28 protein-coding genes are annotated in these 22,433 nt (G+C 37.0%); 27 read left to right on the top strand and 1 reads right to left on the bottom strand.

Annotated elements, in window-relative coordinates; translation table 11 throughout:
* Window positions 1-44 precede the first annotated feature (44 nt).
* From V7K36_RS21715 to V7K36_RS21690, 6 genes are all read left to right on the top strand, one after another.
* A complete protein-coding gene (locus tag V7K36_RS21715) occupies window positions 45-1,316 on the top strand; it encodes an ABC transporter ATP-binding protein (RefSeq protein WP_335119146.1) in 1,272 nt (423 codons plus the stop codon).
* A gap of 134 nt (window positions 1,317-1,450) precedes the next feature.
* Window positions 1,451-2,161 (top strand): FkbM family methyltransferase, encoded by a 711-nt coding sequence (locus V7K36_RS21710; protein ID WP_335119144.1) that lies wholly within the window; start codon window positions 1,451-1,453, stop codon window positions 2,159-2,161.
* On the top strand, window positions 2,158-2,961 hold the full coding sequence (locus tag V7K36_RS21705; protein ID WP_335119142.1) for an FkbM family methyltransferase: 804 nt from the start codon (window positions 2,158-2,160) through the stop codon (window positions 2,959-2,961). Before V7K36_RS21710 ends, V7K36_RS21705 begins: the two co-directional genes overlap by 4 nt.
* 395 nt (window positions 2,962-3,356) lie before the next feature.
* Complete coding sequence (locus tag V7K36_RS21700) at window positions 3,357-3,839, top strand: DUF29 domain-containing protein (protein ID WP_335119140.1); 483 nt, start codon at window positions 3,357-3,359, stop codon at window positions 3,837-3,839.
* Window positions 3,840-3,898: 59 nt separating this feature from the next.
* Window positions 3,899-4,363, top strand: a complete 465-nt coding sequence (locus V7K36_RS21695) for a DUF29 domain-containing protein (RefSeq protein ID WP_335119138.1) — start codon at window positions 3,899-3,901, stop codon at window positions 4,361-4,363.
* A 246-nt stretch (window positions 4,364-4,609) separates the two neighbouring features.
* Window positions 4,610-5,029, top strand: a complete 420-nt coding sequence (locus V7K36_RS21690; protein WP_334945749.1) for a DUF29 family protein — start codon at window positions 4,610-4,612, stop codon at window positions 5,027-5,029.
* A 38-nt stretch (window positions 5,030-5,067) separates the two neighbouring features.
* Here V7K36_RS21690 and V7K36_RS21685 read toward each other — a convergent pair whose 3' ends face one another.
* A complete protein-coding gene (locus V7K36_RS21685) occupies window positions 5,068-5,202 on the bottom strand; it encodes a hypothetical protein (protein WP_335119136.1) in 135 nt (44 codons plus the stop codon).
* A 68-nt stretch (window positions 5,203-5,270) separates the two neighbouring features.
* Here V7K36_RS21685 and V7K36_RS21680 point away from each other — a divergent pair, with 68 nt between their 5' ends.
* From V7K36_RS21680 to V7K36_RS21585, 21 genes are all read left to right on the top strand, one after another.
* Window positions 5,271-6,044, top strand: coding sequence for a Uma2 family endonuclease (locus V7K36_RS21680; RefSeq protein WP_442948500.1), 774 nt, complete (start codon window positions 5,271-5,273; stop codon window positions 6,042-6,044).
* Between the two features lie 83 nt (window positions 6,045-6,127).
* A complete protein-coding gene (locus tag V7K36_RS21675; RefSeq protein ID WP_335119134.1) occupies window positions 6,128-6,331 on the top strand; it encodes a hypothetical protein in 204 nt (67 codons plus the stop codon).
* A 24-nt stretch (window positions 6,332-6,355) separates the two neighbouring features.
* Window positions 6,356-6,592, top strand: a complete 237-nt coding sequence (gene vapB / locus V7K36_RS21670) for a type II toxin-antitoxin system VapB family antitoxin (RefSeq protein ID WP_335119132.1) — start codon at window positions 6,356-6,358, stop codon at window positions 6,590-6,592.
* 158 nt (window positions 6,593-6,750) lie between these two features.
* Complete coding sequence (locus tag V7K36_RS21665; RefSeq protein WP_335119130.1) at window positions 6,751-6,978, top strand: type II toxin-antitoxin system VapC family toxin; 228 nt, start codon at window positions 6,751-6,753, stop codon at window positions 6,976-6,978.
* A gap of 259 nt (window positions 6,979-7,237) precedes the next feature.
* Window positions 7,238-8,287, top strand: a complete 1,050-nt coding sequence (locus V7K36_RS21660; RefSeq protein WP_335119128.1) for an NAD-dependent epimerase/dehydratase family protein — start codon at window positions 7,238-7,240, stop codon at window positions 8,285-8,287.
* Between the two features lie 272 nt (window positions 8,288-8,559).
* Window positions 8,560-9,813, top strand: coding sequence for a hypothetical protein (locus tag V7K36_RS21655; protein WP_335119126.1), 1,254 nt, complete (start codon window positions 8,560-8,562; stop codon window positions 9,811-9,813).
* A 72-nt stretch (window positions 9,814-9,885) separates the two neighbouring features.
* Window positions 9,886-10,716, top strand: coding sequence for an FkbM family methyltransferase (locus V7K36_RS21650; protein WP_335119124.1), 831 nt, complete (start codon window positions 9,886-9,888; stop codon window positions 10,714-10,716).
* Between the two features lie 77 nt (window positions 10,717-10,793).
* Window positions 10,794-11,645, top strand: coding sequence for a class I SAM-dependent methyltransferase (locus V7K36_RS21645; protein ID WP_335119122.1), 852 nt, complete (start codon window positions 10,794-10,796; stop codon window positions 11,643-11,645).
* Window position 11,646: 1 nt separating this feature from the next.
* Window positions 11,647-12,771, top strand: coding sequence for a glycosyltransferase family 4 protein (locus V7K36_RS21640; protein WP_335119120.1), 1,125 nt, complete (start codon window positions 11,647-11,649; stop codon window positions 12,769-12,771).
* Window positions 12,768-13,550 carry a class I SAM-dependent methyltransferase gene (locus V7K36_RS21635; RefSeq protein WP_335119118.1) on the top strand — a complete coding sequence of 261 codons (783 nt, stop codon included), beginning with the start codon at window positions 12,768-12,770 and terminating at the stop codon, window positions 13,548-13,550. Before V7K36_RS21640 ends, V7K36_RS21635 begins: the two co-directional genes overlap by 4 nt.
* A gap of 5 nt (window positions 13,551-13,555) precedes the next feature.
* Window positions 13,556-14,632, top strand: a complete 1,077-nt coding sequence (locus tag V7K36_RS21630; RefSeq protein ID WP_335119116.1) for a glycosyltransferase family 4 protein — start codon at window positions 13,556-13,558, stop codon at window positions 14,630-14,632.
* A 72-nt stretch (window positions 14,633-14,704) separates the two neighbouring features.
* The gene (locus tag V7K36_RS21625; RefSeq protein ID WP_335119114.1) at window positions 14,705-15,598 is read left to right on the top strand and encodes a glycosyltransferase family 2 protein; all 894 of its coding nucleotides are present in this window, start codon (window positions 14,705-14,707) and stop codon (window positions 15,596-15,598) included.
* Window positions 15,599-15,603: 5 nt separating this feature from the next.
* Window positions 15,604-16,272, top strand: coding sequence for a class I SAM-dependent methyltransferase (locus V7K36_RS21620; protein ID WP_335119111.1), 669 nt, complete (start codon window positions 15,604-15,606; stop codon window positions 16,270-16,272).
* Between the two features lie 106 nt (window positions 16,273-16,378).
* On the top strand, window positions 16,379-16,714 hold the full coding sequence (locus V7K36_RS34230) for a class I SAM-dependent methyltransferase (protein ID WP_442948499.1): 336 nt from the start codon (window positions 16,379-16,381) through the stop codon (window positions 16,712-16,714).
* A gap of 14 nt (window positions 16,715-16,728) precedes the next feature.
* Entirely contained in the window at window positions 16,729-17,457 is a 729-nt protein-coding gene (locus tag V7K36_RS21615) for a class I SAM-dependent methyltransferase (RefSeq protein ID WP_335119109.1), read from the top strand.
* Between the two features lie 11 nt (window positions 17,458-17,468).
* A complete protein-coding gene (locus V7K36_RS21610; RefSeq protein ID WP_335119107.1) occupies window positions 17,469-18,560 on the top strand; it encodes a glycosyltransferase family 4 protein in 1,092 nt (363 codons plus the stop codon).
* Between the two features lie 8 nt (window positions 18,561-18,568).
* Complete coding sequence (locus V7K36_RS21605; RefSeq protein WP_335119105.1) at window positions 18,569-19,687, top strand: glycosyltransferase family 1 protein; 1,119 nt, start codon at window positions 18,569-18,571, stop codon at window positions 19,685-19,687.
* Window positions 19,688-19,695: 8 nt separating this feature from the next.
* Window positions 19,696-20,595, top strand: coding sequence for a glycosyltransferase family 2 protein (locus V7K36_RS21600; protein ID WP_335119103.1), 900 nt, complete (start codon window positions 19,696-19,698; stop codon window positions 20,593-20,595).
* Window positions 20,579-21,103 carry a class I SAM-dependent methyltransferase gene (locus V7K36_RS21595; RefSeq protein WP_335119102.1) on the top strand — a complete coding sequence of 175 codons (525 nt, stop codon included), beginning with the start codon at window positions 20,579-20,581 and terminating at the stop codon, window positions 21,101-21,103. Before V7K36_RS21600 ends, V7K36_RS21595 begins: the two co-directional genes overlap by 17 nt.
* Window positions 21,100-21,270, top strand: a complete 171-nt coding sequence (locus V7K36_RS21590; RefSeq protein WP_335119100.1) for a hypothetical protein — start codon at window positions 21,100-21,102, stop codon at window positions 21,268-21,270. Before V7K36_RS21595 ends, V7K36_RS21590 begins: the two co-directional genes overlap by 4 nt.
* 201 nt (window positions 21,271-21,471) lie before the next feature.
* On the top strand, window positions 21,472-22,419 hold the full coding sequence (locus tag V7K36_RS21585; protein ID WP_335119098.1) for an FkbM family methyltransferase: 948 nt from the start codon (window positions 21,472-21,474) through the stop codon (window positions 22,417-22,419).
* Window positions 22,420-22,433: the final 14 nt, after the last annotated feature.

Below are 22,433 nucleotides of genomic sequence, written 5' to 3'. Positions count from 1 at the left end.
ACTCTGACCTCACTTCCATTTGATAACTGATAACTGAAAAACTAATGTCTGACACTGTTATTCAAGTTGAAAATTTAGGTAAAAAATATATTATTGGGCATCAACAGCAAGAACGTTACACTGCATTGCGCGATGTGATTGCTAATAAAGTTAAGTCCCTTGGTACTTTAATCCAAAATCCAAAATCCAAAATCCAAAATTCCCAGGAGGAGTTTTGGGCGCTTAAGGATGTGTCTTTTGAGATTAAACAGGGTGACAGAGTTGGAATTATTGGGCGCAATGGTGCGGGAAAATCTACACTTTTAAAAATTCTCAGCCGGATTACTGAACCTACGGAAGGAAGCATCAAAATTAAGGGAAGAGTTGCTAGTTTATTGGAGGTAGGTACGGGGTTTCATCCAGAGTTAACTGGTAGAGAAAATATCTATCTCAATGGTGCAATTTTGGGAATGAGTAGGGTAGATATTAAGCGTAAGTTTGATGAAATTGTAGCGTTTGCGGAGGTAGAGAAGTTTTTAGATACGCCAGTTAAGCGGTATTCATCGGGGATGTATGTGCGCTTGGCGTTTGCCGTGGCGGCACATTTAGAACCAGAGGTTTTGATTGTTGATGAGGTGTTAGCGGTGGGCGATGCTCAGTTTCAGAAGAAGTGTTTAGGGAAGATGGAGGATGTAGGGCAAGAAGGAAGGACGGTTTTATTTGTAAGCCACAATATGAGTGCGATTCAAGCCATATGTAAAAGGTCTCTTGTATTGAGTTTAGGTCATCTTGTGGCTGATGCGAACTCTAGCGAAGCAGTCAAGATTTATCTGCAAGATTCATTAAGTTCTAATTCTTTCAACCGTAAAAACATCAATCAATTGAAACCACAAATAATATCAGGAAAGATTATAAAAAATAGCAATGATTACATAGAGTCAAAGATTCTTGTAGAAGTCAATATATTTACACCTACTGAAAAGACTATCAGTTTAGATATCCGTGTGAAAGATTGTATGGGAATTGCCGTTGGATTTGGTTCTTTAGGAACGTTGAATCCCAAACAAATCTTAAATATCAATACGGGAATCAACGTTATTTCATTTAGCTTTCCAATTGATAAATTTGCTGTAGGTTCATATATCATAAGTTTAGATTTAACTTTACCGGATGCTGAATTTTATGACCGTGTTGAAGAAGGCTTACGCTTTGATGTTAATCGACCGCCTAATAATGGCTATATTCGAGTATTAAATCAATCCTGGGGATATGGTTCTTTTGAGATTCCTTTAAATCAAATTGATTGCTCTATAACTGATGAGTTAGCCTCTAAATAGGTTTAAACAATCAAAATTTAGTGAGCTTTATAAAATGCCTGAACCTCAACCATAATATCGTATTGAAACAGTTTTACATAATGTTACATAATCTAATTTTTTCAGTCAATCTACTTAGTATATAGATAAATACAATGTTTTCAAGACTCAAGCCATTTGTTAAAGAAAAGATTTATAACAAATTAGGACTACTATATAGTCATGATGGTCTTCCAGTATGTATTTTAAAGTATTTGCCAAAAAATACACCTATTACTTTGGTAGATATTGGAGCACATGATGGTTGGTTTACTATTGCCTTAGATAAATATTGTGGAGTCTCGCAAGGTCTACTTATTGAACCCTTGCCCCATAAAGCAAATCATCTACAACAGATATTTATATCTCCAAAATATTCAGTTTTAGAATGTGTGTTGTCTAATAAATCAGGAGATATTGAACTTGAGGTAAATGAAGCAGAGGCAACATCGTCCATTCTTAATATTAAACGTTCTCTTCCTGAGTTAAGTGCTCTTAATTTAGGAAAGCCAAAAACTATTAAATGTCAAGCGATGACTTTAGATGAAGCCTTGTGTAAATATTCATTTTCTGAAATTGATCTCATTAAAATAGATGTGCAAGGTGCTGAACATCTTGTCATAGATGGAGGTAAAGAAACACTAAAAATCACTAGTATGATTTGGATAGAGATTTCATTTAAACCTCTGTATGAAGGCTCATCTATATTTGCTGATATATATTCCCTTCTTACCCAAGCAGGGTTTAGATTAATAGAAATAGAACCTGGTTTTCGCGCACCAAGCGGCGAGTTATTACAATCTGATGCTCTATTTGCAAAGCTATGACTTTTAGAAAGCAGATCAAACAATGGCTTTATGGAAAATGCCCTGGTTTTGCAGGAGCATTTCCTTATTATGGTACTAAAGTTTATTTTCCGAAGAATTCACTAATATTTAGGTTAGCCTGTGAACAAGGTATTTACGAGCAAGAAAACCTAAATATTCTATCTTCATTAGTGAAACCAAACAGTACCTACTTTGATGTAGGAGCAAATATTGGCTTGATGTCTATTCCTATACTTCAGAAGCATGATTCTTGTATGGTTGTTTCATTTGAGCCTTCCCCAAATACGTATAAGTTTCTGAATCGTACCGCCGAAAGTAGTCAGTTTAATAAACGATGGACAGTAATTAGTAAGGCGGTTGGTAGCCAAGTTGGAACTTTAGACTTCTTTATTGCTTCTCCAGACATGGGAGCCTTTGATGGCTTCAAAGATACGAAACGCGTTAACACAAATAATCAAATAGAGGTTCCAGTAACAACAATAGATATCGAGTGGGAAACTCTAGGCAAACCTAAACTTTCAGTTATTAAAATCGACGTTGAAGGTGCAGAATTGGAAACCCTTAAGGGGGCATTAAATTGTATTCAAAATGATCAACCTTCTATATTGCTAGAGTGGAACGCTACCAACTTACAAGCCTATAATTGTCCGATTGAAAGTTTAATAATATTTGCTGAAAAATATAATTATCAGGTGTATAATTTACCACATTTAATACCAGTATTTAACGTGGAATCATTGTTACTACACATGCTCAAGACAGAAAGTTTCTTGTTAGTGTCTACAAGCAAACCTAGTTAATAATCAAGGTTATACAATGGTATTGTAACGTTGCTGGAAGATGAACAATTACGGCAGAAAATAAGTGAAAGTTGTTGAGCGATCGCCCTCAATGAATATCCCTTAGAACTGCAAGCAAAAAGATACATCGAACTATACCAACAAATGTTGCGATCATCATGTTAGGACTAGGGCGATGTCTACGCTCCTCAAATGTAATTACAGGCTTTGTGCATTACTAAATGGATATAGGCGATCGCACACTGATCTTAGAGGATATTTGTAAAGTATAAAATGTCATAAGTTAATCGGGAATTATAACCCATACTAAGGCATCGCACTTGAATAATATTACTTGGAATTTTGGACTGGTGACTGTTGTAGCATATAGATAGTTGTCTTCAATTGACAGATATATGAATCAGATAATAAATGACTCACATAAGCAGTTAAATGCTTTATATAATCAAGATTTCTATCAGTGGGTACAAACTACTACTCATAACATCCGTAATCGAGATTTAAAGTCTTTGGATTGGGAAAATTTATTAGAAGAGTTAGAAGACTTGGGTAATGAACAAAAGCATCAATTAGAAAGCCGCCTAATTGTCTTACTTGAGCATCTGCTAAAACTAACTTATTGGTATCAAGAAAGAAACTATAACAGTCGAGGATGTCAAGGTACAATTATAGAACAAAGGAAACAAATCAAAAAACTTCTCAAAAGAAATCCTAGTCTCAAACCTTTCTTTTTAGAAATATTGGCAGAAACTTATCAAGATGCTAGAGATATTACAATTGTTAAAACTGGACTTGAACCGGAAATTTTTCCTTTAGAATCCATTGTGACTCCTGAACAAGCGTTAGATGAAAAGTGGCTACCTGAAGAAATTCAATAAAAATTGAGGTAAGCATTCAGCCGTCAGCTATCAGCAATATTAAGCTTGGCAAAGATATTATGTCTCAATCATCTCTCTACGAGCAAGATTTCTTCGCTTGGTTAACCCAGCAGCAATCAGCCTTAGCTAATCGAGATGTGGCAGCTTTAGATTGGGAGAATCTGGCAGAAGAGTTCGATGCTATGGGCATTCACGAAAAAAATGACTTAAAAAACCGCTTAGTAGTTTTGTTAGCGCATTTACTAAAATGGCAGCATCAACCTACAAAACGCTCTGTCAGTTGGTTTACAACGATCGCTAACCAACGGGATGATTTACTAGATGAAAATCCTAGCTTGCGTCAATACCTTCCTGATATTTTAACCAAAGCCTATCGTAATGCTCGTCGGGAGGCATCAGCAGAAACAGAAATAACTTTAGCCAATTTTGGTGAAAATTGCCCTTACAAAATAGAAGAAATTTTGAATCATCAGTTTTTGTGTAATACTACAGATTATTTTGAGAGAGCAATTGATCAAGAATGAACCTAAGAGGATGTTTAAAAAGTATTGTATGAAACACCAAAAGCCTCAGAAGCTAACCCCCCTGCCTTCCTTCCCTACAAGGCAATGGGGGTTTAAAAGCCTCTTGACCTTTCGGGGAGAGGAATGGAAGCGGGGTTTTTCAGTATACTTTAAAACTTGACAAACATCCTCTAAAATCAACTGAGATGAATCAAACGTTGCTCGGATTAAAATAGGTATTAGTCAGTTCTAAAAAAACAGTCGATTATGGAAGAACTATTATTGTTACGTCAACTTATTGAAGAAAAACAATATGAGAAAGCTCTAGAAGTTGTCGCTGAACTTGAAGAAATGTCAAGGGAAGATAAATTAAATAAGATTTATAGCTATGCGGTAATTTTGTTGTTGCATTTAATTAAGCAAGAGGCTGAAAAACGCAGTACCCGTTCTTGGGAGTTTTCTATTTATAATGCCAGCAAAGAAATTAAAAGAGTTAACAAACGGAGAAAATCAGGTGGATGCTATGCCAATGAAGAAGAATTAAAAGAAATTTTAACTGATGCCTTTGATACAGCGCTTAAAAAAGCAGCATTAGAAGCTTTGGAAGGTATATATACAGATAATGAACTCAAAGAAAAGATTCAAGAAGACAAAATAAAAAGTAAAGCGCTTAGTCTAATTTGCTAATTGATAATTTGGTCATTTTGAGGTAAAAAATTTGATCACTAGGGTTTGAAATCGATAATCTCAACCTTGAGGAGTGATCGCAATGCTTGGAATGGGGCGATCGCTCTTATAAAATACAAGTAGTAAGCTGCTCGTCGGGAGGCATCAGCAGAAATAGGAATAACTTTAGCCAATTGTGGTGAAAAACGAAGCTATCTACCAAACAGATCCACCCTTACCCCCCAGCCAAGTCCTACCGACAATGTATGATCTGCCCAGTGAAGATCCAGAGGATATGGACTTACCGGAACAAATGCATCCTCGTCCACCAAGGGAAACCATGCCGACAATGTATGATCTTCCTAGTGAAGACCCAGAGGAGCCTGGTTTGCCGGACGAATTCCATGACTTCCAATCCCAATTATTACGCGAAACCTGTAAACCCCCAAATTACCCAACTGGGGAAATGTTTATTGGCACAGATTTAAATTTGTATTACGATGCCCGCAATCGATTGTGGCACAAAAGACCAGACTGGTTTTTGGTATTAGGTGTATCTCGTGCCCAACAACAACAAGATATGCGCCTGAGCTATGTTGTTTGGCAAGAGGGAATCGCCCCATTTTTAGTAGTTGAATTACTTTCACCCGGTACCGAAGCCGAAGATTTAGGACAAACATTCAGAGATGCCAACAAGCCGCCAACAAAATGGCTGGTGTATGAACAGAGTTTGCGAATTCCTTACTATATCGTGTTTGACCGCTATCAAAATCAATTGCGAGTGTTTCAATTAACCGCAACACGATATCAAGCAGTAGAAGTTCCAGAACAAAAGTTTTGGTTAAGAGAACTGGAATTAGGGTTAGGGGTATGGAGTGGGAGTTATCAGCAAACTGAAGGTTTATGGCTGCGTTGGTACGATGCTACAGGTAATTGGATTGTGACACCAGAGGAACGAGCCGAACAGGAAAGTCAACGAGCCGAACGATTAGCAGAAAGATTGCGATCGCTCGGTGTTGATCCAGATGATTTTTGACATACTCCCCCGAATAGACAAACGGGACATTCTGAGGTCAAACAATTATTGCAGGCATAACCCGTCTTATATCATCTAATCCAATGGACAATGCCCTGCCCATTAGTTCAATCATACCACAACCGAATAAATTCGGTCATTCGCTTATATCCCCCGGTTTATTCGCGGGGGCTTTACGCTTCACGAGTCGTAACTTGATTGGCAGGCGATCGCTTTTGAGTCAAAGGCAAATGTTCTGGTTGTCACTAAACAGTATTGGGCTGTTCAGAATTGCTCTAGAATATTAAGAGGTGCTAATTTGGACAGTTGAGATGACTTCCCAAACACTGGATATAACTAAGACATTAATTGCCCAACTGCAAACTCTACCACCAGAACAACAACAGATGGTGGTAAATTTTGTTGAATTTCTAGTCCAGAAACACGTCCAATCCCAACCTAGTCAGAACCAAAAAAAGCGACGCATTGCTGGATTGCATGAAGGTATGGGTTGGATTGGTGACGATTTTAATGAGCCTTTACCAGATGAATTTTGGATGGGTGAGTGATGAATTTTCTTTTAGACACCCATACATTAATTTGGTGGTCAATAGACCCCATAAAGCTTTCACAGCCAGCGAGAAAGTTATTGGATGATGAAAGCAACACTCTATTTTTGAGCATTATTAGTGTTTGGTAAATACAGATTAAACTCCAGATTGGAAAGTTGACTCTTAAGGTGCCACTTTCGGAGTTGATCAAAGACCAACAGGAAACAAACGACTTGCAACTTTTACCTATTGAGCTAACTCATATTTACGCTTTAACTAATCTACCCAACCATCATTGTGACCCTTTTGACAGACTGTTGATAGCTCAGGCTACTGTGGAACAAGTCCCTATTGTGAGCATTGATTCTGCTTTTGATGGCTATCCAATTGAAAGACTGTGGTAAACCTGGAAAGAGCAGTATCCCCTAGAAGTAGCAGCAAAAGGATACATCGCATTCTGCACACTAGGAGGCGATCGCTTTTGAGTGAAAGGCAAATGTTATTTTTGTGGTGTCGTATGATACTGCGATCGCTCACTAGATAAAACAGTACAGGCGATCGCAATGTTTGAAATGGGGCGATGTCTAACCACAAGCCACTGCGCGTCTACGCTCTGGAAGTTTTCTTGATAAGTAAAATTTTATTTCTTTCAGAGAGATTATTATGCAAAAACTGCTGATTACTGGCTCCTCAGGGCTAATTGGTTCTGAGGTATGCATTCATTTTGCTTCCCTTGGCTGGGAAGTTCATGGTGTTGACAATAACCAAAGAGCAGTTTTTTTTGGGACTCAAGGAGACACTCGCTGGAACCAACAACGGTTGCAGTCTGTAATTAAAGGATTTGTGCATCACGAAGTTGATATTCGCGATCGCCAAAGTGTCCTAAACTTGATTTATAGCCTCAGACCAGATGCGATCGTCCACACAGCAGCACAGCCTAGCCACGATTTAGCAGCTAAAATCCCCTTTGATGACTTTGATACCAATGCTGTTGGTACTTTGAACCTATTGGAAGCAACTCGCCAGTTTGTCCTTGAGGCTCCCTTTGTTCATCTCTCCAGTAATAAAGTGTACGGTGATGCCCCAAACGAAATCCCAATGTTGGAGTTAGATACCCGTTGGGATTACGCTGATCCAATTTATGAGTATGGTATTCCTGAAACCTTGCGAATTGACCAATCCAAACACTCGATTTTTGGTGCTTCTAAAGTTGCAGCCGATGTCATGGTGCAGGAGTATGGACGTTACTTTGGTATGAAAACTTGCTGCCTGCGCGGTGGCTGTCTGACAGGGCCAAACCATTCAGGTGTTGAGCTACATGGGTTTCTCAGCTACTTAGTGAAGTCTAACTTAGAAGGACGGACTTACAAAATTTTTGGCTATAAGGGTAAGCAAGTTCGAGACAATATTCACTCTTATGATGTTGCTCGTTTTATTGAAGCATTTATCCAAAATCCTCGTTCTGGGGAAGTTTATAACTTGGGAGGCGGTAAAAATAATACTTGTTCTATTCTGGAAGCTTTCGACATAGTTGCTTCTCTCTCAGGTAAACCAATGCAATATGAATATGTAGACAAAAACCGTGAAGGCGATCACATTTGCTACTACAGCGATTTGCGGAAAATGCAGCAACATTATCCTCAGTGGTCTATCACAAAAAGTCTTGATAATATTTTTATAGAAATTGCTACAACTTGGTTAAGTAGGCTTTAATGAAACTGCCAAATCACAACTTCCTTCAAACCTGTAGCAGAAAGTACTGTTTTCCAGAACCCTGATCAACCCTTAATTTCCCCTTGGGAATGCAATCGGTCGAAATCAGCTTCTAATCTGGCGCTTTTTTACCTCTGTTCTAGGTGGACTTGAGAGCGAGCTTATAACTTAAAGTTCGAGTGCCTTTCATTGAGTCGGCTTACCGTAAGCCGACTTTTGCTCACGTTAAAGAAACTCTTTCCTAGACCACCGATTAAATTATGTAAATAAAAATGAGTAATTTGCCCCGCATTTTAATAGTTAGTGAACTATCTTTAAGTTTTAGCAAGGATGGTAGCAGTGCTAATCCAACTTTATTTAATCTATTTGAGAACTATCCTTCGGAACTTTTGATGCAATACGTTCCAACATTGACTTTAAGGGATACCCCTCCATCTCCTCCATTTGAAGAACGTGTAATATCATTTTCATCTCAATATCTGCCAACTATAAGAAATAGATTAGGGATTATCTTAAACTACCTAATAGATGCAATAAACTTTCAATTTATAGAATGGCTTTCAATTCCTAATAAAAGTCAGTTAAAGAATTTTGATCCAGAAATTATTTTGGTATGCCCTATTACTCCTTTGTGTCTAATAATGGGGTGTAAACTAATGGTGGAATTTGACCGTCCTGTTTTAATCTATTTAATGGATAATTGGATGGCATATAAGCGTCCTACCAAATGGCCATACTCTTTTTTGCAAAATTTAACACACCAATATATACAAGATTTAACCAATCAAATTCTCAAGCAATCAGTTGCTTGGTTAATGATTAGCGAACAACTAAAAGATGAATTGTCATCTCGTTACAAAATAACGCCTCAAGCATCATTGGTTGTTCATAATCCTGTCGTTTTATCTAACAAGAGTTTACCTAATCTAGAAAAAAAATCCATAAATGATATTTTTAGAATTGCATATGCAGGTTCAATTCAAGGGATGCATTATGATGCGCTAGCTTCGGTAGCAGAGGCAGTATACGAACTTAGAAGTGAAGGAGTACAGGTTGAATTAGTGGTGTATACAGCTAGAGGATTTTGGGATTTTTATAAGACACAACTGCAAACGTGGGAAGTAATCTATGGCTCTTTAATTCCTTACAATGAATTAAATGAATACCTAAAGTGTGCTAATCTGCTGTTGGTCGCAACATCATTTTTACCCGAATATGCTCATGTGATTCGCTCTTCTATATTAACAAAGTTGACCGATTACATGGCCACAGGTATACCAATTATGTCTTGCGGTCCTAGTTACTCTGCTTGCAATCACTTTGTTAATAAATGGGAATGTGGTTTAGTTTGTGAAACAAATAATGTTCCAGACGTTAAAGCCTTTATTGCCAAACAAATGAATAATTATTCTTTAAATCAAATAATTGCAGTTAATGCTTTTGAAGTTTTAAAAAGTCAATTTGAGCAGTTTAAAGTCAGTAATTCACTGTATTATTTTATTCAGAAAATGGCATTAACTAATTAATGATAATTGATAAGGGTAGTTAATCATATTTATTTGCAACTTTAAAAACATACAAATACCATTTCCAATACTATGAGAAGACATCCATTTATGATATATATATGGCAATCTAAAATACTTAGATATTTCTCCAGAAAAATTAATCAAATTAGATTCAAAATTTTCAATCAAGGATTAATACAAAATCAGATTGCTATTTCCAAAGAAGTAATTTTAAATGTTCATGAAGATGCTTATTATGCATTCAGATATTTCACTGATTTTGATGCAGATATGGTGAGTGAAATGAAATCTTTCATCTCGCTCACTAAGGAAAAAAAGTGTTTTCTCGATATTGGTGCCCACTATGGGATATTCAGCTTAGTTTTTTCAAGTAACTTGAATACTACAGCTTTTGCATTAGATCCTTCTCCATCGGCATGCAGGATGCTTGAGCATCATCAGCATCTTAACTCTAAATGTCAGATTGAAGTTTTTCAATTAGCTCTTGGAGATTCAGAAGGAAAATTGCAGATGCAATCTGATATTAGCGATCATTTTATAGTAACAAAGTCAGATATTTCGGTAATTGAGAAATTCGTCGAGGTAGATGTTACAAGAATAGATAGCTTTATTGTTCTGAAAAATATTATACCTGATGTCATAAAAATAGACACTGAAGGGTTCGAGTTAAATGTTTTGAAAGGTGGAATTGAATTTCTCAGCAATTATAATCCCATAATTTTTCTAGAAGTACATCCTGCCTTCTTAAGCCAACTAGGCTACTCAGTGGAAGAGTTAATTACGTTTTTATCTCAACTCAACTATAAACTTTATGAATCGAATTTAAAGTTAATAAAAAATCCTATATCTTACTTAAGTCAGGATATTCGTAGAGTCATATGCTGTAAATCACCTGAATGAGAAAAAACTCGCTGGCTAAGGTCAGGGAGTTTCTCGCCGACTTTCGATGAAAGGAATAACCCATTAGTTAATAAAGTATGAATCAACCTCTAGTTTATAGTTGGCAAGAGATAGTTTCACGCCTTAGTGTAGCTCCCCGATGGCAGGAGGCGGCAAAATATTTGACTCGATCAGAAAAGATGAATGGACTAAAGTTACAGGGCATCTGGTCAATTCTAGACGAAGGTTGGCAAGAAGTAGAAGATAAAATTAAAACAAGCAAGTATGAACTATCAGAATTATTGTATGAATATTATCAACATCCAGTTTGGTTAATCAATGCCGCGTTTTCAGAATCTGATGAATCTACGATTAGCGATCGCCTAGCAGCAGTACGTTTAATTTCCCATGTACAGCTCAGTAAAATTTTGGATTTTGGGGGAGGAATTGGGACAGTTTCTCGGTTGTGTTCGATCAACTTACCTCAAGCAGAAAAAATCGATTTAGTAGACATCACAGAGTTTCGTCACATTATCCAACAACATTTGGCTGATTTTAAAAACATTCGTATTTTAGAAAAGCCAGAACCACTTTATGATGCTGTAATCTCAACAGAGGTGTTAGAACATCTCATTGATCCAATTGAGGCTATGATCGAAATCAATCGTTTGTTAAGAATAGGTGGTGCTTTTGCTGGAAGTTGGAGTTTTGGTCCTTGTATCCAATGCCATTTACCGCAAAATTTCCATCTGCGATCGTTAATGTTTTGGATTATTCGCAGTCTGGGATTTGGATTTTATGGATTTGAACGTCGGGGAAACACTGTTTACGGTTTTGTAAAAACTTCTGATGTCACACTCCAAATGAGAAGAAATGCTCGTTTGATTGAGTTTTGCGCGAGATTGCCAATTCCCCTAGACCGTTTACTGCTAATGCTTCGGGGTTTATAAAGTGATAAAAGTTTTTCTGGTTTGTTCTGGATTGGGTAACGTTAAACGAGGTTTTGAGTCCTTTACTCAAGAGTGCTTTGATGCCTTATCTCAAGAGCCAGAATTGGATATTACCCTTTTTAAGGGAGGAGGAAAATCTAATCATCGCCAAATTACTTTGTGGAATTTTCCGCGTGATAGTTCGGTAGGGATTCATCTGGGTAAATTAACAGGTAGAGGAGCTTACTTTATTGAGCAGGTATCATTTGTCTGTAGCCTTTTACCCCATATTTATCAACAGCAACCTGACGTAATTTACTTCAGTGATGGCATAGCAGGAAATATCCTTTGGCACTGGCGAAAACGAATACGACAACGCTACAAACTCCTATTTTGTAATGGCGGTCCTCTATCACCTCCTTTTCACCGTTGGGATCATGTGCAGCAGGTTGCACCCATCCATCTTCAGGCTGCGGTGGAAGCAGAAGAACCTTTAGAGAAGCAAAGTTTAGTGCCCTATGGTATCCAAATGGATTCTCAATTAAAGATTTTATCTGCTGAGGAAAAAGCTACTCTGAGACGAAAGTTAGAATTGCCAGAGAATTTGCCAATTGTCTTATCTGTAGGAGCAATAAACAAGTCACACAAGCGGATGGATTATTTGATCCGTGAGGTTGCCCAATTGCCAAAGCCACGCCCTTATCTGTTAATTTTAGGACAACAAGAGGCAGAATCTCCCGAAATTTTTAAGTTGGGCAATCACTTACTAGAGCCAGATAGGTTTCAAATTAAAACTGTTGGGTTTAATCAAGTTGGCGATTACTATCAAGTGGCAGATGTTTTTGTACTGACTTCATTAGGTGAAGGTTTTGGACGTGTATTTTTAGAAGCAATGTCCTATGGCTTGCCTTGTTTAGCTCATGATTATGAGGTAACACAATTTGTCCTCAAGGATGAGGGATATTTAGGAAACTTTCAATTATCTGGAAGTTTGACAAATCTGATTCTTCAGGTATTAACTGACAATGATGATGATTCTAAGTATCGGCGACATCAATCAGTGTATAAACATTTTAGCTGGGATAGACTTCGTTCTATCTATGTTGACATGATCCATTCTTATAACTTACGCAAAACTACACGATGACTAAACTATACTTAATTCAAAGGGCTTGGCAAAGATTTACTAGACTTCCAGGTATCCGAGATATTTTTCCTATAGGAGAAGATAAGTTAAAAGAAGTAAAATTTTGGTTAGGAAGAAGGAATCGAGAAAATCAATATTCTATCTTTAGTAAATGCGATAGTTTAGAGAAATATTTTGAATTATCTAGTCAGTTGTTTGGACCTCATCAAATTAAACATGAAATTCTCAGCTTACTTCATTTCGCTAACGCTGAACAACCAAAATATGTATGTGAAATAGGTACAGCTAATGGGGGAACAAATTTTCTACTAAGCCAAGCTTTGTCCTCTACTAAATCCATGCTGGGAATTGATTTATACGTAAAAAACAAAGCCCAACTTCACTACTTTGCAAAAAATTCTCAGCAGCTTATTTTTGTTGATGGCTCATCATATCATCCACAAACTATAGAGAAAGTCCAGAGTATTTTAGATGGCAAAAAACTGGATTTACTATTTATCGACGGAGACCATACTTACGAAGGAGTAAAGCAAGACTTCTTAAATTACAGGCATTTCATACGTGACGGTGGTATCATCGCCTTACATGATATTGTTCCAGATTATTACACTCGATATGGACAAAAAACTGGTCGCTGGGTCGGAGAAGTGCCCAGATTTTGGAGTAAGATTAAATCACTTTATCCATTTTATGAGTTCATAGAAGATCCTGAACAAGATGGTTTAGGAATTGGTGCAATTCGGTATTCTTCTCAGATTAATTTACCAGAAGATTTATAAGTAGTATGTATCGTATTGCTATTCTCAATAATTATCCATTTGAAGAAGTATGGCGTGAAGTAGAACGCCGAGAAAAACCAGATCATCACCTATACGGAGTTAACTATTTTCATCACAGAGGATATGACGTTGAGATTGTTCCTTTTCAAAATTCGCAAATTTTACAATCTATTAATCAATTCCTTTATAGGACTCAATTTCCAGTACCATTAGGCGACATTGATCAACAATGGTCATCTTTACAGTTTTTAAATGATGCTGATTTAATTTATGCTCCCTGTCAAACCCAAACACATATACTCAACTACATTAAGGCATTAGGATTAATCAAAATACCGATAGTAAGTTTAGCTCATCATCCATTAGCTCGTGGCCGACTCAGTTGGTTGCGCTCTCCATTTATGAAATTATGGGTGAGAGGAAATGATGCATTCCCTAGTCTCAGCCAAGCTGTTGCAGATGAAATAAATTCTATTTTACCACTACGATCTTCTGTGACCAACTGGGGACCGGATGCTAATTTTTACCCTGATCTTGGTAGGTTAGGAAAAGGTGTAGTCGCTGCTGGCAGGACAGGTCGTGATTTCATAACATTTGGGTTGGCTGCATCCCAAACCAATATACGATCTCATATAATTTGTCTGCAAAATTCAGTCTCTAATACTTTTGAGACATTTGCTAAGAATGTTCAAATAACAGTTCAACCTCAAAATAATTTCATGAAGTATCCAGAGTTGCTAGAAATTTATGCAAATGCACGAGTATTAGCAATTCCAATGGTATCAGGTTTTAGTTTATCTGGTCTTACTAGCTTGATGGATGCTCTGGGTATGGGAAAACCAGTGATTATGACTAGAAATGCTTTTATTGATATTGATATTGAAGCAGAAGGAATCGGAAAGTGGGTTCCACCAGGCGATATTGAAGGCTGGAAAAATGCAATTCAATTTTTTGAAGATAATGAGGATAAAGCACTAGAAATGGGACAAAGGGCAAGAGCATTAGTAGATGCTGGGTTAAATTCAGAAAAATTTGCTCATCAAATCATGGATATTTTTGAAAAAATTATACAGAAAAAATGATTATTTTACTAAATTATATTTTTTTGTTGCAGAAGATAATCTATTATTCGTTAATTAAGACACTTAAACTTTATGGCTACTCTGCCTTCAAAAAATTATATTGGTGTTAACAATAATCATCTTTTTTCAGTGATTATTCCAACCTATCATCGCAATGATTTATTAGCAAAATGCCTGGATTGCCTCGCCCCAGGTGTGCAAACATTACCAGCAGACCAGTATGAAGTCATTGTCACAGATGATGGTTCCCAAACTACTGCCGAAGAGATGATTAGACAGCAATACCCTTGGGTAAAGTGGGTTGCTGGTCCCTGCAAAGGTCCGGCTGCAAACCGTAATAATGGCGCAAAGCACGCTAAAGGTAAATGGCTGGTTTTTACAGATGATGATTGTGTGCCTACTGACCAATGGTTAGAAGCTTATGTAGAGGCGATCATTACAGATATTTATGTTTATGAAGGTCAGACAACTTGCAATGCGGGCATTCGCTCTCCTCTAGAACATGCACCAATCAACCTTACAGGCGGTTATTTTTGGTCTTGCAATCTTATAATTGATATTCAACTTTTTGAGAAATTGAAAGGTTTTGATGAAAATTTTCCATACCCTCACTTAGAGGATGTTGAATTCCGTGATCGGATTAAGGCTTTAGATCAACAAGCAATATTTGTTGAAAGGGCTATAGTTGATCATCCACCAAGAATAGCACCTTGGGGTAACAAATTAGCAAATTATCATGAAAGTGATATTTATTATTGGTTCTGTAAAAAAAATGAGCCAATTTCTCAACGAAAACTTATAATCACCATAATAAAATACCGAATAAGAGCTATAGCTAAACACCGATTAAGTTCGCATACTTTTAAGGCTTTATTCTCAACACTTATTGAAATTATCTATGTGTTTTTTAAGTTTAATTTATGGAAGGAAAAACTAAAAAAAGTCCCGAAAAATCTAGCTAAATAAATACAATGCATAACTACTATTGGGAACAATTTATTTACGATATCCAATCTTGTGTAGATAGTGGATCTATAATGTTAGACGCAGGAGCAGGTAATTGTCATTGGAAAAGTTATTTTCCATCTGTTAGGTATATTGCAATGGATCTAGGAATAGGAGATAGTGAATGTGACTACTCTAAATTAGACATTAGGGGAGATTTGAGAAATATTCCACTTGAAGATAATAGTATAGATATCATTATTTCAATTCAAGTTTTAGAGCATTTACCTGAACCTTGGAAAGTTATTGCCGAGTTCCAAAGGGTTTTAAAGCCACAGGGGCTTCTTTTTATTAGTTGCCCTGAATCTGAACAGCAACATCAAATCCCCTTCGATTTCTTCCGCTACACGCCTTTCGGTATAAAAAGCTTATTAAACAGTTCTGGCTTTGAAGTCGTTTGGATTAAGTCACAACTAGGTAACTTTTCAAAAATCATGAATGATGTTTGTTATTCTGCTAAAAAGCTACCCTCTCTCTCAGAAAATTGGCTATTGAAGCCAATATTACTATTCACTTCATTCTATCTTCGCCAAGTTATGTGGAGGCTTCATCAGCCTCTATTTAGGTATCTAGATCGATTTGAGCAGTTTCAAGATCATTCAGTTGGTCACTTTTTGAAAGCCAATAAACTCTAAGCAATAAATCTAAAAATAAACAATTGCTCATGAAAGTACTTTTCAGAGATGATGATGTAGATTCCAAGTGTAGAATTCCTTTTTCTTTCCTCAAGTACCCTTTTTTCTGCTTGGTAGGTATGCGGTAATTGTTCAATGGATTGAAGTATTTAGCTGTGATGTTTGTAAAAATTGGGATAAGCCAATAGATTTTCTATTTATCGATGGCGATCATTCTTATAAAGGCTGCCTACAGAATTGGTTAGATTGGAATCCTTTTATAGAAGATGGTGCAATTATTGCATTTCATGACGGTAGGCTTTTCAGTAATGGTTGGACAACTCAAGACACTGGTTCAGTTAGAGTAGTTAATCAATTATTTCGTCATAATCAAAATTCTGTTTGGCAAATCATTGATGAAGTTGATTCCCTTGTTATCGTTCAAAAAGTTCAATCTAAATAAAGGTAATAAATTGCGTGGTTAACAAAAGCTCTGTATATGATGAATGGCATAAAGCAGTTCATGGGAAAGATGATCCAAAAATAGTTAAGCTCGAAGATTGGCATAAAAATGCACTTAGTCTATCACCTTCCTTAAATAAATTGAAAATTTTAGAGATAGGCTGTGGAGTCGGAGATTTTGCTATCTATTTAGCAAATCAAGGAGCTAATGTAACTGCTGTTGATTTTTCTTCTATAGCAATTGGAATGGCTAAAGATAAATCACAAAATCAAAGTATGAATGTTCAGTTTCAAGTAGCAGATGCTCAAGCACTTCCATTTGAAGCAAATACATTTGATTTGATACTTTCCTGCGAATGTTTAGAACATGTTCCTGAACCGCAGTTAGCCCTTACTGAGATGAAAAGAGTATTAAAACCTCTAGGAAAGCTAATTCTCACAACAGAGAATTACTCAAATGCAATTTTATTATTATGGTTAGTTTGCTGGTTACGAAAAGAACCTTTCAACAGTGGTGAAAAAGTTCAGCCCATTGATCATTTATTTCTTTATTGGAATGTCAAACGTATGTTTAATAAAGCTGGGTTACGAGTACATAAAATGGCTGGGTCACACCATGTTTTTATCTTACTTCCAAGATTTCATCCACACACCTTTGTTATAGATAAATTTAAAAATCCTTTATTTGCCAGATTATTCCGTCCGCTTGCACGTCATATGACGTTTTCAGCTATTAAAGAATAGGCAAAATTTTTATGAAGAAATTAATTGTTCATGTTGCTAATGTTGAAGTATCTGAAGAATCAGGCATGGGACGTATTGCTTGGCACTGGAAAAATGAGCTTGAAAAAAGGGGTTATAAATTTTTCCATATTGGTCCACAACAGGTTGGACGAATTCCTCATCAAGGATTGTTTCCATATGTGGCACGTCAATTTTATCAGCAACTCAATTTAAGAGCATCTCTTTTTATTCTTCATGAACCTGCCTCAGGGGTTTTTATGGATTTTGCTATTCCTACTGTGGTAGTTAGTCATGGTATAGAACAAAGAGGTTGGCATCTCCGGTTGCAGGAGAAAGATGGAAGTACTCAAAAACTCAAGTTGCGTACAAAGGTTTTTTTCCCCTTGTGGAGATTGCGTCAGTGCGACTTAGGCTTAAAAAAAGCGAACTTGTTACTCCTTTCAAATCAGGAAGATAGTCAGTTTGTCCAACAGTACTATCATAAAAATTCGACAGATATTTTTTTATTCAGGAATGGAGTTTACCCGTCTGGGTTAGATGAATCGTCTAGGTCTAATAACCCACTAACTATCCTATTTATAGGTTCTTGGTTAGAACGCAAAGGAATAAACACACTACTTAATGCTGCTAATATTTTGCAGAAACTGGGTTTACACCCAAATTGGTTACTGGCAGGTACAGGTGTGAATGCTGAAGCAATTTTAGCTTCTTTTCCTAAGGAGCTTTACCCTTATGTAGAAATCATTCCCAAATTTCAGGCATCTGATGAGTTGAATATATTGGCTCAGTCTGACATCTTTGTTTTACCAAGCTTTTTCGAGGGACAATCTTTGGCAGTACTGCAAGCAATGTCGGCGGGGCGGTGCTGCATTACCACCAATTGCTGTGGTCAAAAAGATTTAATTCGTCATGGCTATAATGGGTTACTACACGAACCAGGTGATGCTGAAAAATTAGCTTCTTTGATAGAAGAATGCGCTAGTGATAGCAAGTTGAGAGTAACTCTTGGTAGAAATGCTAAAGCTTCAGTGCAAAACCGTTCATGGAAGGAGGTGTCTATGGAAGTAGTAGACCGCATAGAAGCCTTATTAAACCAGAACTAACAAAGTTAATGCAAGTTACTTCCATTGTACCTCGACTGCCTCCTGCAATTGATGGTGTAGGAGACTATGCGCTAAATTTAGCTCGTCAACTTCGCAAGGACTTTAATATTAAAACTCATTTTATAGTAGGTGATACCACCTGGACTGGTGCAGCAGAAATTGAAGGATTTGTTGTTAGCCAAGTTAGCGTGGGCGTAGCCGGTCGTAGACATCGCTCTCCTGATGCACTGCTAAATTTATTATCAACCGATCGCTCATCCAGCATCCTTTTACATTACGTAGGCTACGGCTATGCTCAACGAGGCTGTCCAGTTTGGTTAGTCGATGGGTTACAGCGTTGGAAAAGTTTATTTCCTAAGCGATCGCTCGTTACCATGTTCCACGAAATTTCTGCTTCTGGCCCACCCTGGACAAGTGCTTTTTGGCTATCATCCTTACAGAGAAATTTAGCAGCACGTTTGGCACAAATGAGCGATCGCTGTATTACTAGTAAACAACTCTATGCTGAAATAATTGCTAATATTAGCCGAGGCAAGCATCATGAAATTCCATTCCTACCAGTTTTTTCAAACATCGGTGAACCAGATAAAGTACTTCCTTTGTTAGAACGCCAGCAGAGGTTAGTTGTCTTTGGAGGTATTGCCAACCGCGCAAGAGTTTACCGAGAATCTCAAGCAGTTTTGGAGTATGTTTGTCAGAGGTTAAACATTCAAGAAATTTGGGATGTAGGAACTCCAACGGGAGTAAATTTATCCTTAATTACTAAAGTACCTATCTTAGAAATAGGACAGCAATCTGCCGAAAAGGTGAGTAATATTTTGGCAGATTCTGTTGCTGCTTTCTCGGACTATCACCCCGATTTTTTAGCTAAGTCAACTATTTTTGCTTCTTACTGTGCCCACCGAGTATTACCTATCAATGCCAAAGGTAGTGTCTCAGTAGTTGATGGTATAGAACCAGGGAAGCATTATTGGGTTCCTAATCCTCAAGAGAATGAGTTAGGAAATGACGGGGAGATGCAGGCGATCGCAGACAATGCTTATTACTGGTATCAAACTCACAACTTGTCGGTACATATTCAGATATTTGCCAAATACCTAATAACAAATTCAGCAATCACACTTTAATACAAACTATGAGCATTAGTTTTTCTGCTCTGATCACTAATTATAATACTTGGCAACTGACAACTCTCTGCGCTCAAGAACTTGAGCGTTGGTCAAAGGAAAATCTTACAGAGATTTTAGTTGTTGATGATGCCTCTGTACAAAATGCACCCGAAAATCTACCCGATAAAGTGCGAATCATTCACAATCCTGAAAATCGCGGATATGTGGCTAGTGTAAACATTGGTTTTTCCCATGTAAAAGAAGATGTAATTATTCTGTTTGATAGTGATGCTTATCCCTTAATGGATTTGACTCAATCACTTGCTCATTTATTTGCAACTAACTCACAATTGGGGGCTGTGGGTTTTAAACTCATAGATGAGCAAGGCCAACCTACAGGTTCTTACAGTACAGAACCGAATGTACTTGGCTTGTTACTTGGACAACAGTTAGCAGCATTATATAATTCTAGGTTTAAGCACACAAGAGAGCGTCCCCTGTGTCTTCATTCCTGTGGAATGGCTGTGCGAAGGATAGCCTTTGAGAAAGTTGGTGGTTTTGATGAAGGATTTGATTTCTTGGATGCTGATATAGATTTTTCCATGAGACTTCGTGCTGCTGGATGGCATATGCAAATTGATCCTAGTTTAGTTGCATATCACAAAGGTGGAGGTAGTTTCCAAACTACAGCTAAACGGGTTTTGCGCCATCATAGAAATCGATGGCGGTTGTTAGCAAAACATGGACATCTACCTCTACCTTGGCTATTAAAAGCTGGATTGGTAACTCGTCATGCACTTGAATACAGCTTTTTGATAATTGTGGGCAAAGTGGTAATTAAAGATTCTGCGACTCTTAAAGATAAGCTATATGGGAGACGACAATTACTTAATGAAGTATGGAGTAGTTATGGCAATGAATATTAATGAAAATGTAAATACTCTACGCCCCATTTATGATTTTCCACTCCCATCCCTTGAGGATGATCATGGGAGTCGTGGTTTGGTATACAGGGCAATTCTTTCAGGTAGTCGTGTGTTGGATGTTGGTTGTGATACAGGTCGCTTTGGTGAAGTCTTACGAATACAAAAGAATTGCACTGTTGATGGTGTCGAGCCTTATTTACCTGCTGCTGAGGTTGCCCAAACTCGTCTCAATCAGGTTTTCATACGCGCAATTGATAATGAAAAATCCTTTGATGGTCTGATAAATTACGATGCTATACTCTTTTTGGATATCCTTGAACACTTACAAAATCCTTGGGCAGTTATCAAGGGTGCTATGAAAGTTTTGCAACCGGGCGGTACTATACATATAGTAGTTCCTAATATTGCCCATATTTCTGTTGTGCGTCGTCTACTCCAAGGAAATTTTGAATACAGTAATTGCGGAACAATGGATCGCACGCACATTAGGTGGTTCACAGGAGTTTGAGGGAATCTCTTAAAGAAGCTGGCTTTGAGAAAATAGCGATTGATGTCGTTCCTCAAGTACCTTTTTTATATAAAAAATCAGGAATATCAGGTTTTTTAGTAAACCAACTTGTGAGATTTTTACCCAATCAAATTGCTGGTTCTGTTACAGGATATGCAAAAAAATAGATAATGTCAGACTTAAATATTTATTCTTTTTGCTAGCAAAAAAATATTAAGAAAATTTATTTGATCAAGTTATATAGCAATCCAATTTGATTTATGAAAAATTCTCATTGTATTTTAAAAATCAAATATGAGTCCTATATAAGGAATTGAATTTTGACCGCTATTATTTAGTATTAAATCTAAACAATTAGGAGAAATAATATGTTAGCGAATTTTGAAAATCTAAATAAGCCAGAATATTTTTTCAGACCTTCCCAGATATGGCAACGTATTCAACGTTCCACTGAAAATAATGTAATCAATAATTTCTCATCAGTTATTCTGCCTTGGAAAGCCCAAATTAAAGTTCATCCAGATGATACCATTGGACGTGCCATATATATGACTGGAGTTTACGATTTAATTGTCACAGAAATGTTATGGAGGTTAATTGAACAAGGAGAAATTGCTATAGATGTTGGTGCAAATATTGGTTATATGACTAGCATTATGGCGGCTAAAGTTACTCAGACAGGTAAGGTATATTGTTATGAACCGCATCCAGAGATTTATCAGGAATTATTAGAAAACATCACAAGCTGGCAAGAGTCTATGGGATGGCATAATATTATACCACGAGAAATAGCAATTTCCGATAAATCTGGCTCGAATGTATTAACTATCCCAGATGGCTTTGATAAAAATCGGGGTTTATCTAAAATCGAGACTAACAATAATGTTTTGACCATAAATGAAAGTTCTTTGATTCAAAAATCTTATTTAGTTTCTGTCTCTACACTGGATAAAATTTTAGATTTGAATCAATCTTTTCAGATAGGTGTTCTTAAAATTGATATTGAAGGGCATGAGTTTGAAGCTTTAAATGGTGCTAAACAAATGATTTCTCAGCAAAAAATTCGCGACATTATATTCGAGGAACATAATTCCAATCCTAGTTTGGTAACAAATTTTTTACAAAAGTATGGATACACCATTTTCAAAGCTGTAGGAGGTTTTTGGGGGCCAATCATTTGTTCTCCTGAAAGCCAGATAACAGGACGTGACTGGGAACCGCCCTGTTATCTGGCGACTATAAATCCAGCCCGTGTTGTACAACGTACTAAGGCGTGGGGATGGCATTCCCTTCATAACCGAATAGATTTAGTGTAAAGTTTAGTTAAAGT

It is taken from the genome of Nostoc sp. (genome assembly GCF_036919555.1).
Classification (GTDB): Bacteria; Cyanobacteriota; Cyanobacteriia; order Cyanobacteriales; family Nostocaceae; genus Nostoc.
This window is presented reverse-complemented; position numbering and strand designations above follow the sequence as displayed.

What these genes read in the sequence shown, in the direction of transcription:
- V7K36_RS21605 (WP_335119105.1), top strand. Translation starts at nt 18,569, where the DNA reads ATGCAAGTTACTTCCATTGTACCTCGACTGCCTCCTGCAATTGATGGT.
- V7K36_RS21610 (WP_335119107.1), top strand. Translation starts at nt 17,469, where the DNA reads ATGAAGAAATTAATTGTTCATGTTGCTAATGTTGAAGTATCTGAAGAA.
- V7K36_RS21620 (WP_335119111.1), top strand. Translation starts at nt 15,604, where the DNA reads ATGCATAACTACTATTGGGAACAATTTATTTACGATATCCAATCTTGT.
- V7K36_RS21600 (WP_335119103.1), top strand. Translation starts at nt 19,696, where the DNA reads ATGAGCATTAGTTTTTCTGCTCTGATCACTAATTATAATACTTGGCAA.
- V7K36_RS21690 (WP_334945749.1), top strand. Translation starts at nt 4,610, where the DNA reads ATGGAAGAACTATTATTGTTACGTCAACTTATTGAAGAAAAACAATAT.
- V7K36_RS21715 (WP_335119146.1), top strand. Translation starts at nt 45, where the DNA reads ATGTCTGACACTGTTATTCAAGTTGAAAATTTAGGTAAAAAATATATT.
- vapB (WP_335119132.1), top strand. Translation starts at nt 6,356, where the DNA reads ATGACTTCCCAAACACTGGATATAACTAAGACATTAATTGCCCAACTG.
- V7K36_RS21680 (WP_442948500.1), top strand. Translation starts at nt 5,271, where the DNA reads ATGTATGATCTGCCCAGTGAAGATCCAGAGGATATGGACTTACCGGAA.
- V7K36_RS21695 (WP_335119138.1), top strand. Translation starts at nt 3,899, where the DNA reads ATGTCTCAATCATCTCTCTACGAGCAAGATTTCTTCGCTTGGTTAACC.
- V7K36_RS21650 (WP_335119124.1), top strand. Translation starts at nt 9,886, where the DNA reads ATGAGAAGACATCCATTTATGATATATATATGGCAATCTAAAATACTT.
- V7K36_RS21630 (WP_335119116.1), top strand. Translation starts at nt 13,556, where the DNA reads ATGTATCGTATTGCTATTCTCAATAATTATCCATTTGAAGAAGTATGG.
- V7K36_RS21585 (WP_335119098.1), top strand. Translation starts at nt 21,472, where the DNA reads ATGTTAGCGAATTTTGAAAATCTAAATAAGCCAGAATATTTTTTCAGA.
- V7K36_RS21675 (WP_335119134.1), top strand. Translation starts at nt 6,128, where the DNA reads ATGGACAATGCCCTGCCCATTAGTTCAATCATACCACAACCGAATAAA.
- V7K36_RS21700 (WP_335119140.1), top strand. Translation starts at nt 3,357, where the DNA reads ATGAATCAGATAATAAATGACTCACATAAGCAGTTAAATGCTTTATAT.
- V7K36_RS21655 (WP_335119126.1), top strand. Translation starts at nt 8,560, where the DNA reads ATGAGTAATTTGCCCCGCATTTTAATAGTTAGTGAACTATCTTTAAGT.
- V7K36_RS21660 (WP_335119128.1), top strand. Translation starts at nt 7,238, where the DNA reads ATGCAAAAACTGCTGATTACTGGCTCCTCAGGGCTAATTGGTTCTGAG.
- V7K36_RS21635 (WP_335119118.1), top strand. Translation starts at nt 12,768, where the DNA reads ATGACTAAACTATACTTAATTCAAAGGGCTTGGCAAAGATTTACTAGA.
- V7K36_RS21705 (WP_335119142.1), top strand. Translation starts at nt 2,158, where the DNA reads ATGACTTTTAGAAAGCAGATCAAACAATGGCTTTATGGAAAATGCCCT.
- V7K36_RS21645 (WP_335119122.1), top strand. Translation starts at nt 10,794, where the DNA reads ATGAATCAACCTCTAGTTTATAGTTGGCAAGAGATAGTTTCACGCCTT.
- V7K36_RS21710 (WP_335119144.1), top strand. Translation starts at nt 1,451, where the DNA reads ATGTTTTCAAGACTCAAGCCATTTGTTAAAGAAAAGATTTATAACAAA.
- V7K36_RS21625 (WP_335119114.1), top strand. Translation starts at nt 14,705, where the DNA reads ATGGCTACTCTGCCTTCAAAAAATTATATTGGTGTTAACAATAATCAT.
- V7K36_RS21595 (WP_335119102.1), top strand. Translation starts at nt 20,579, where the DNA reads ATGGCAATGAATATTAATGAAAATGTAAATACTCTACGCCCCATTTAT.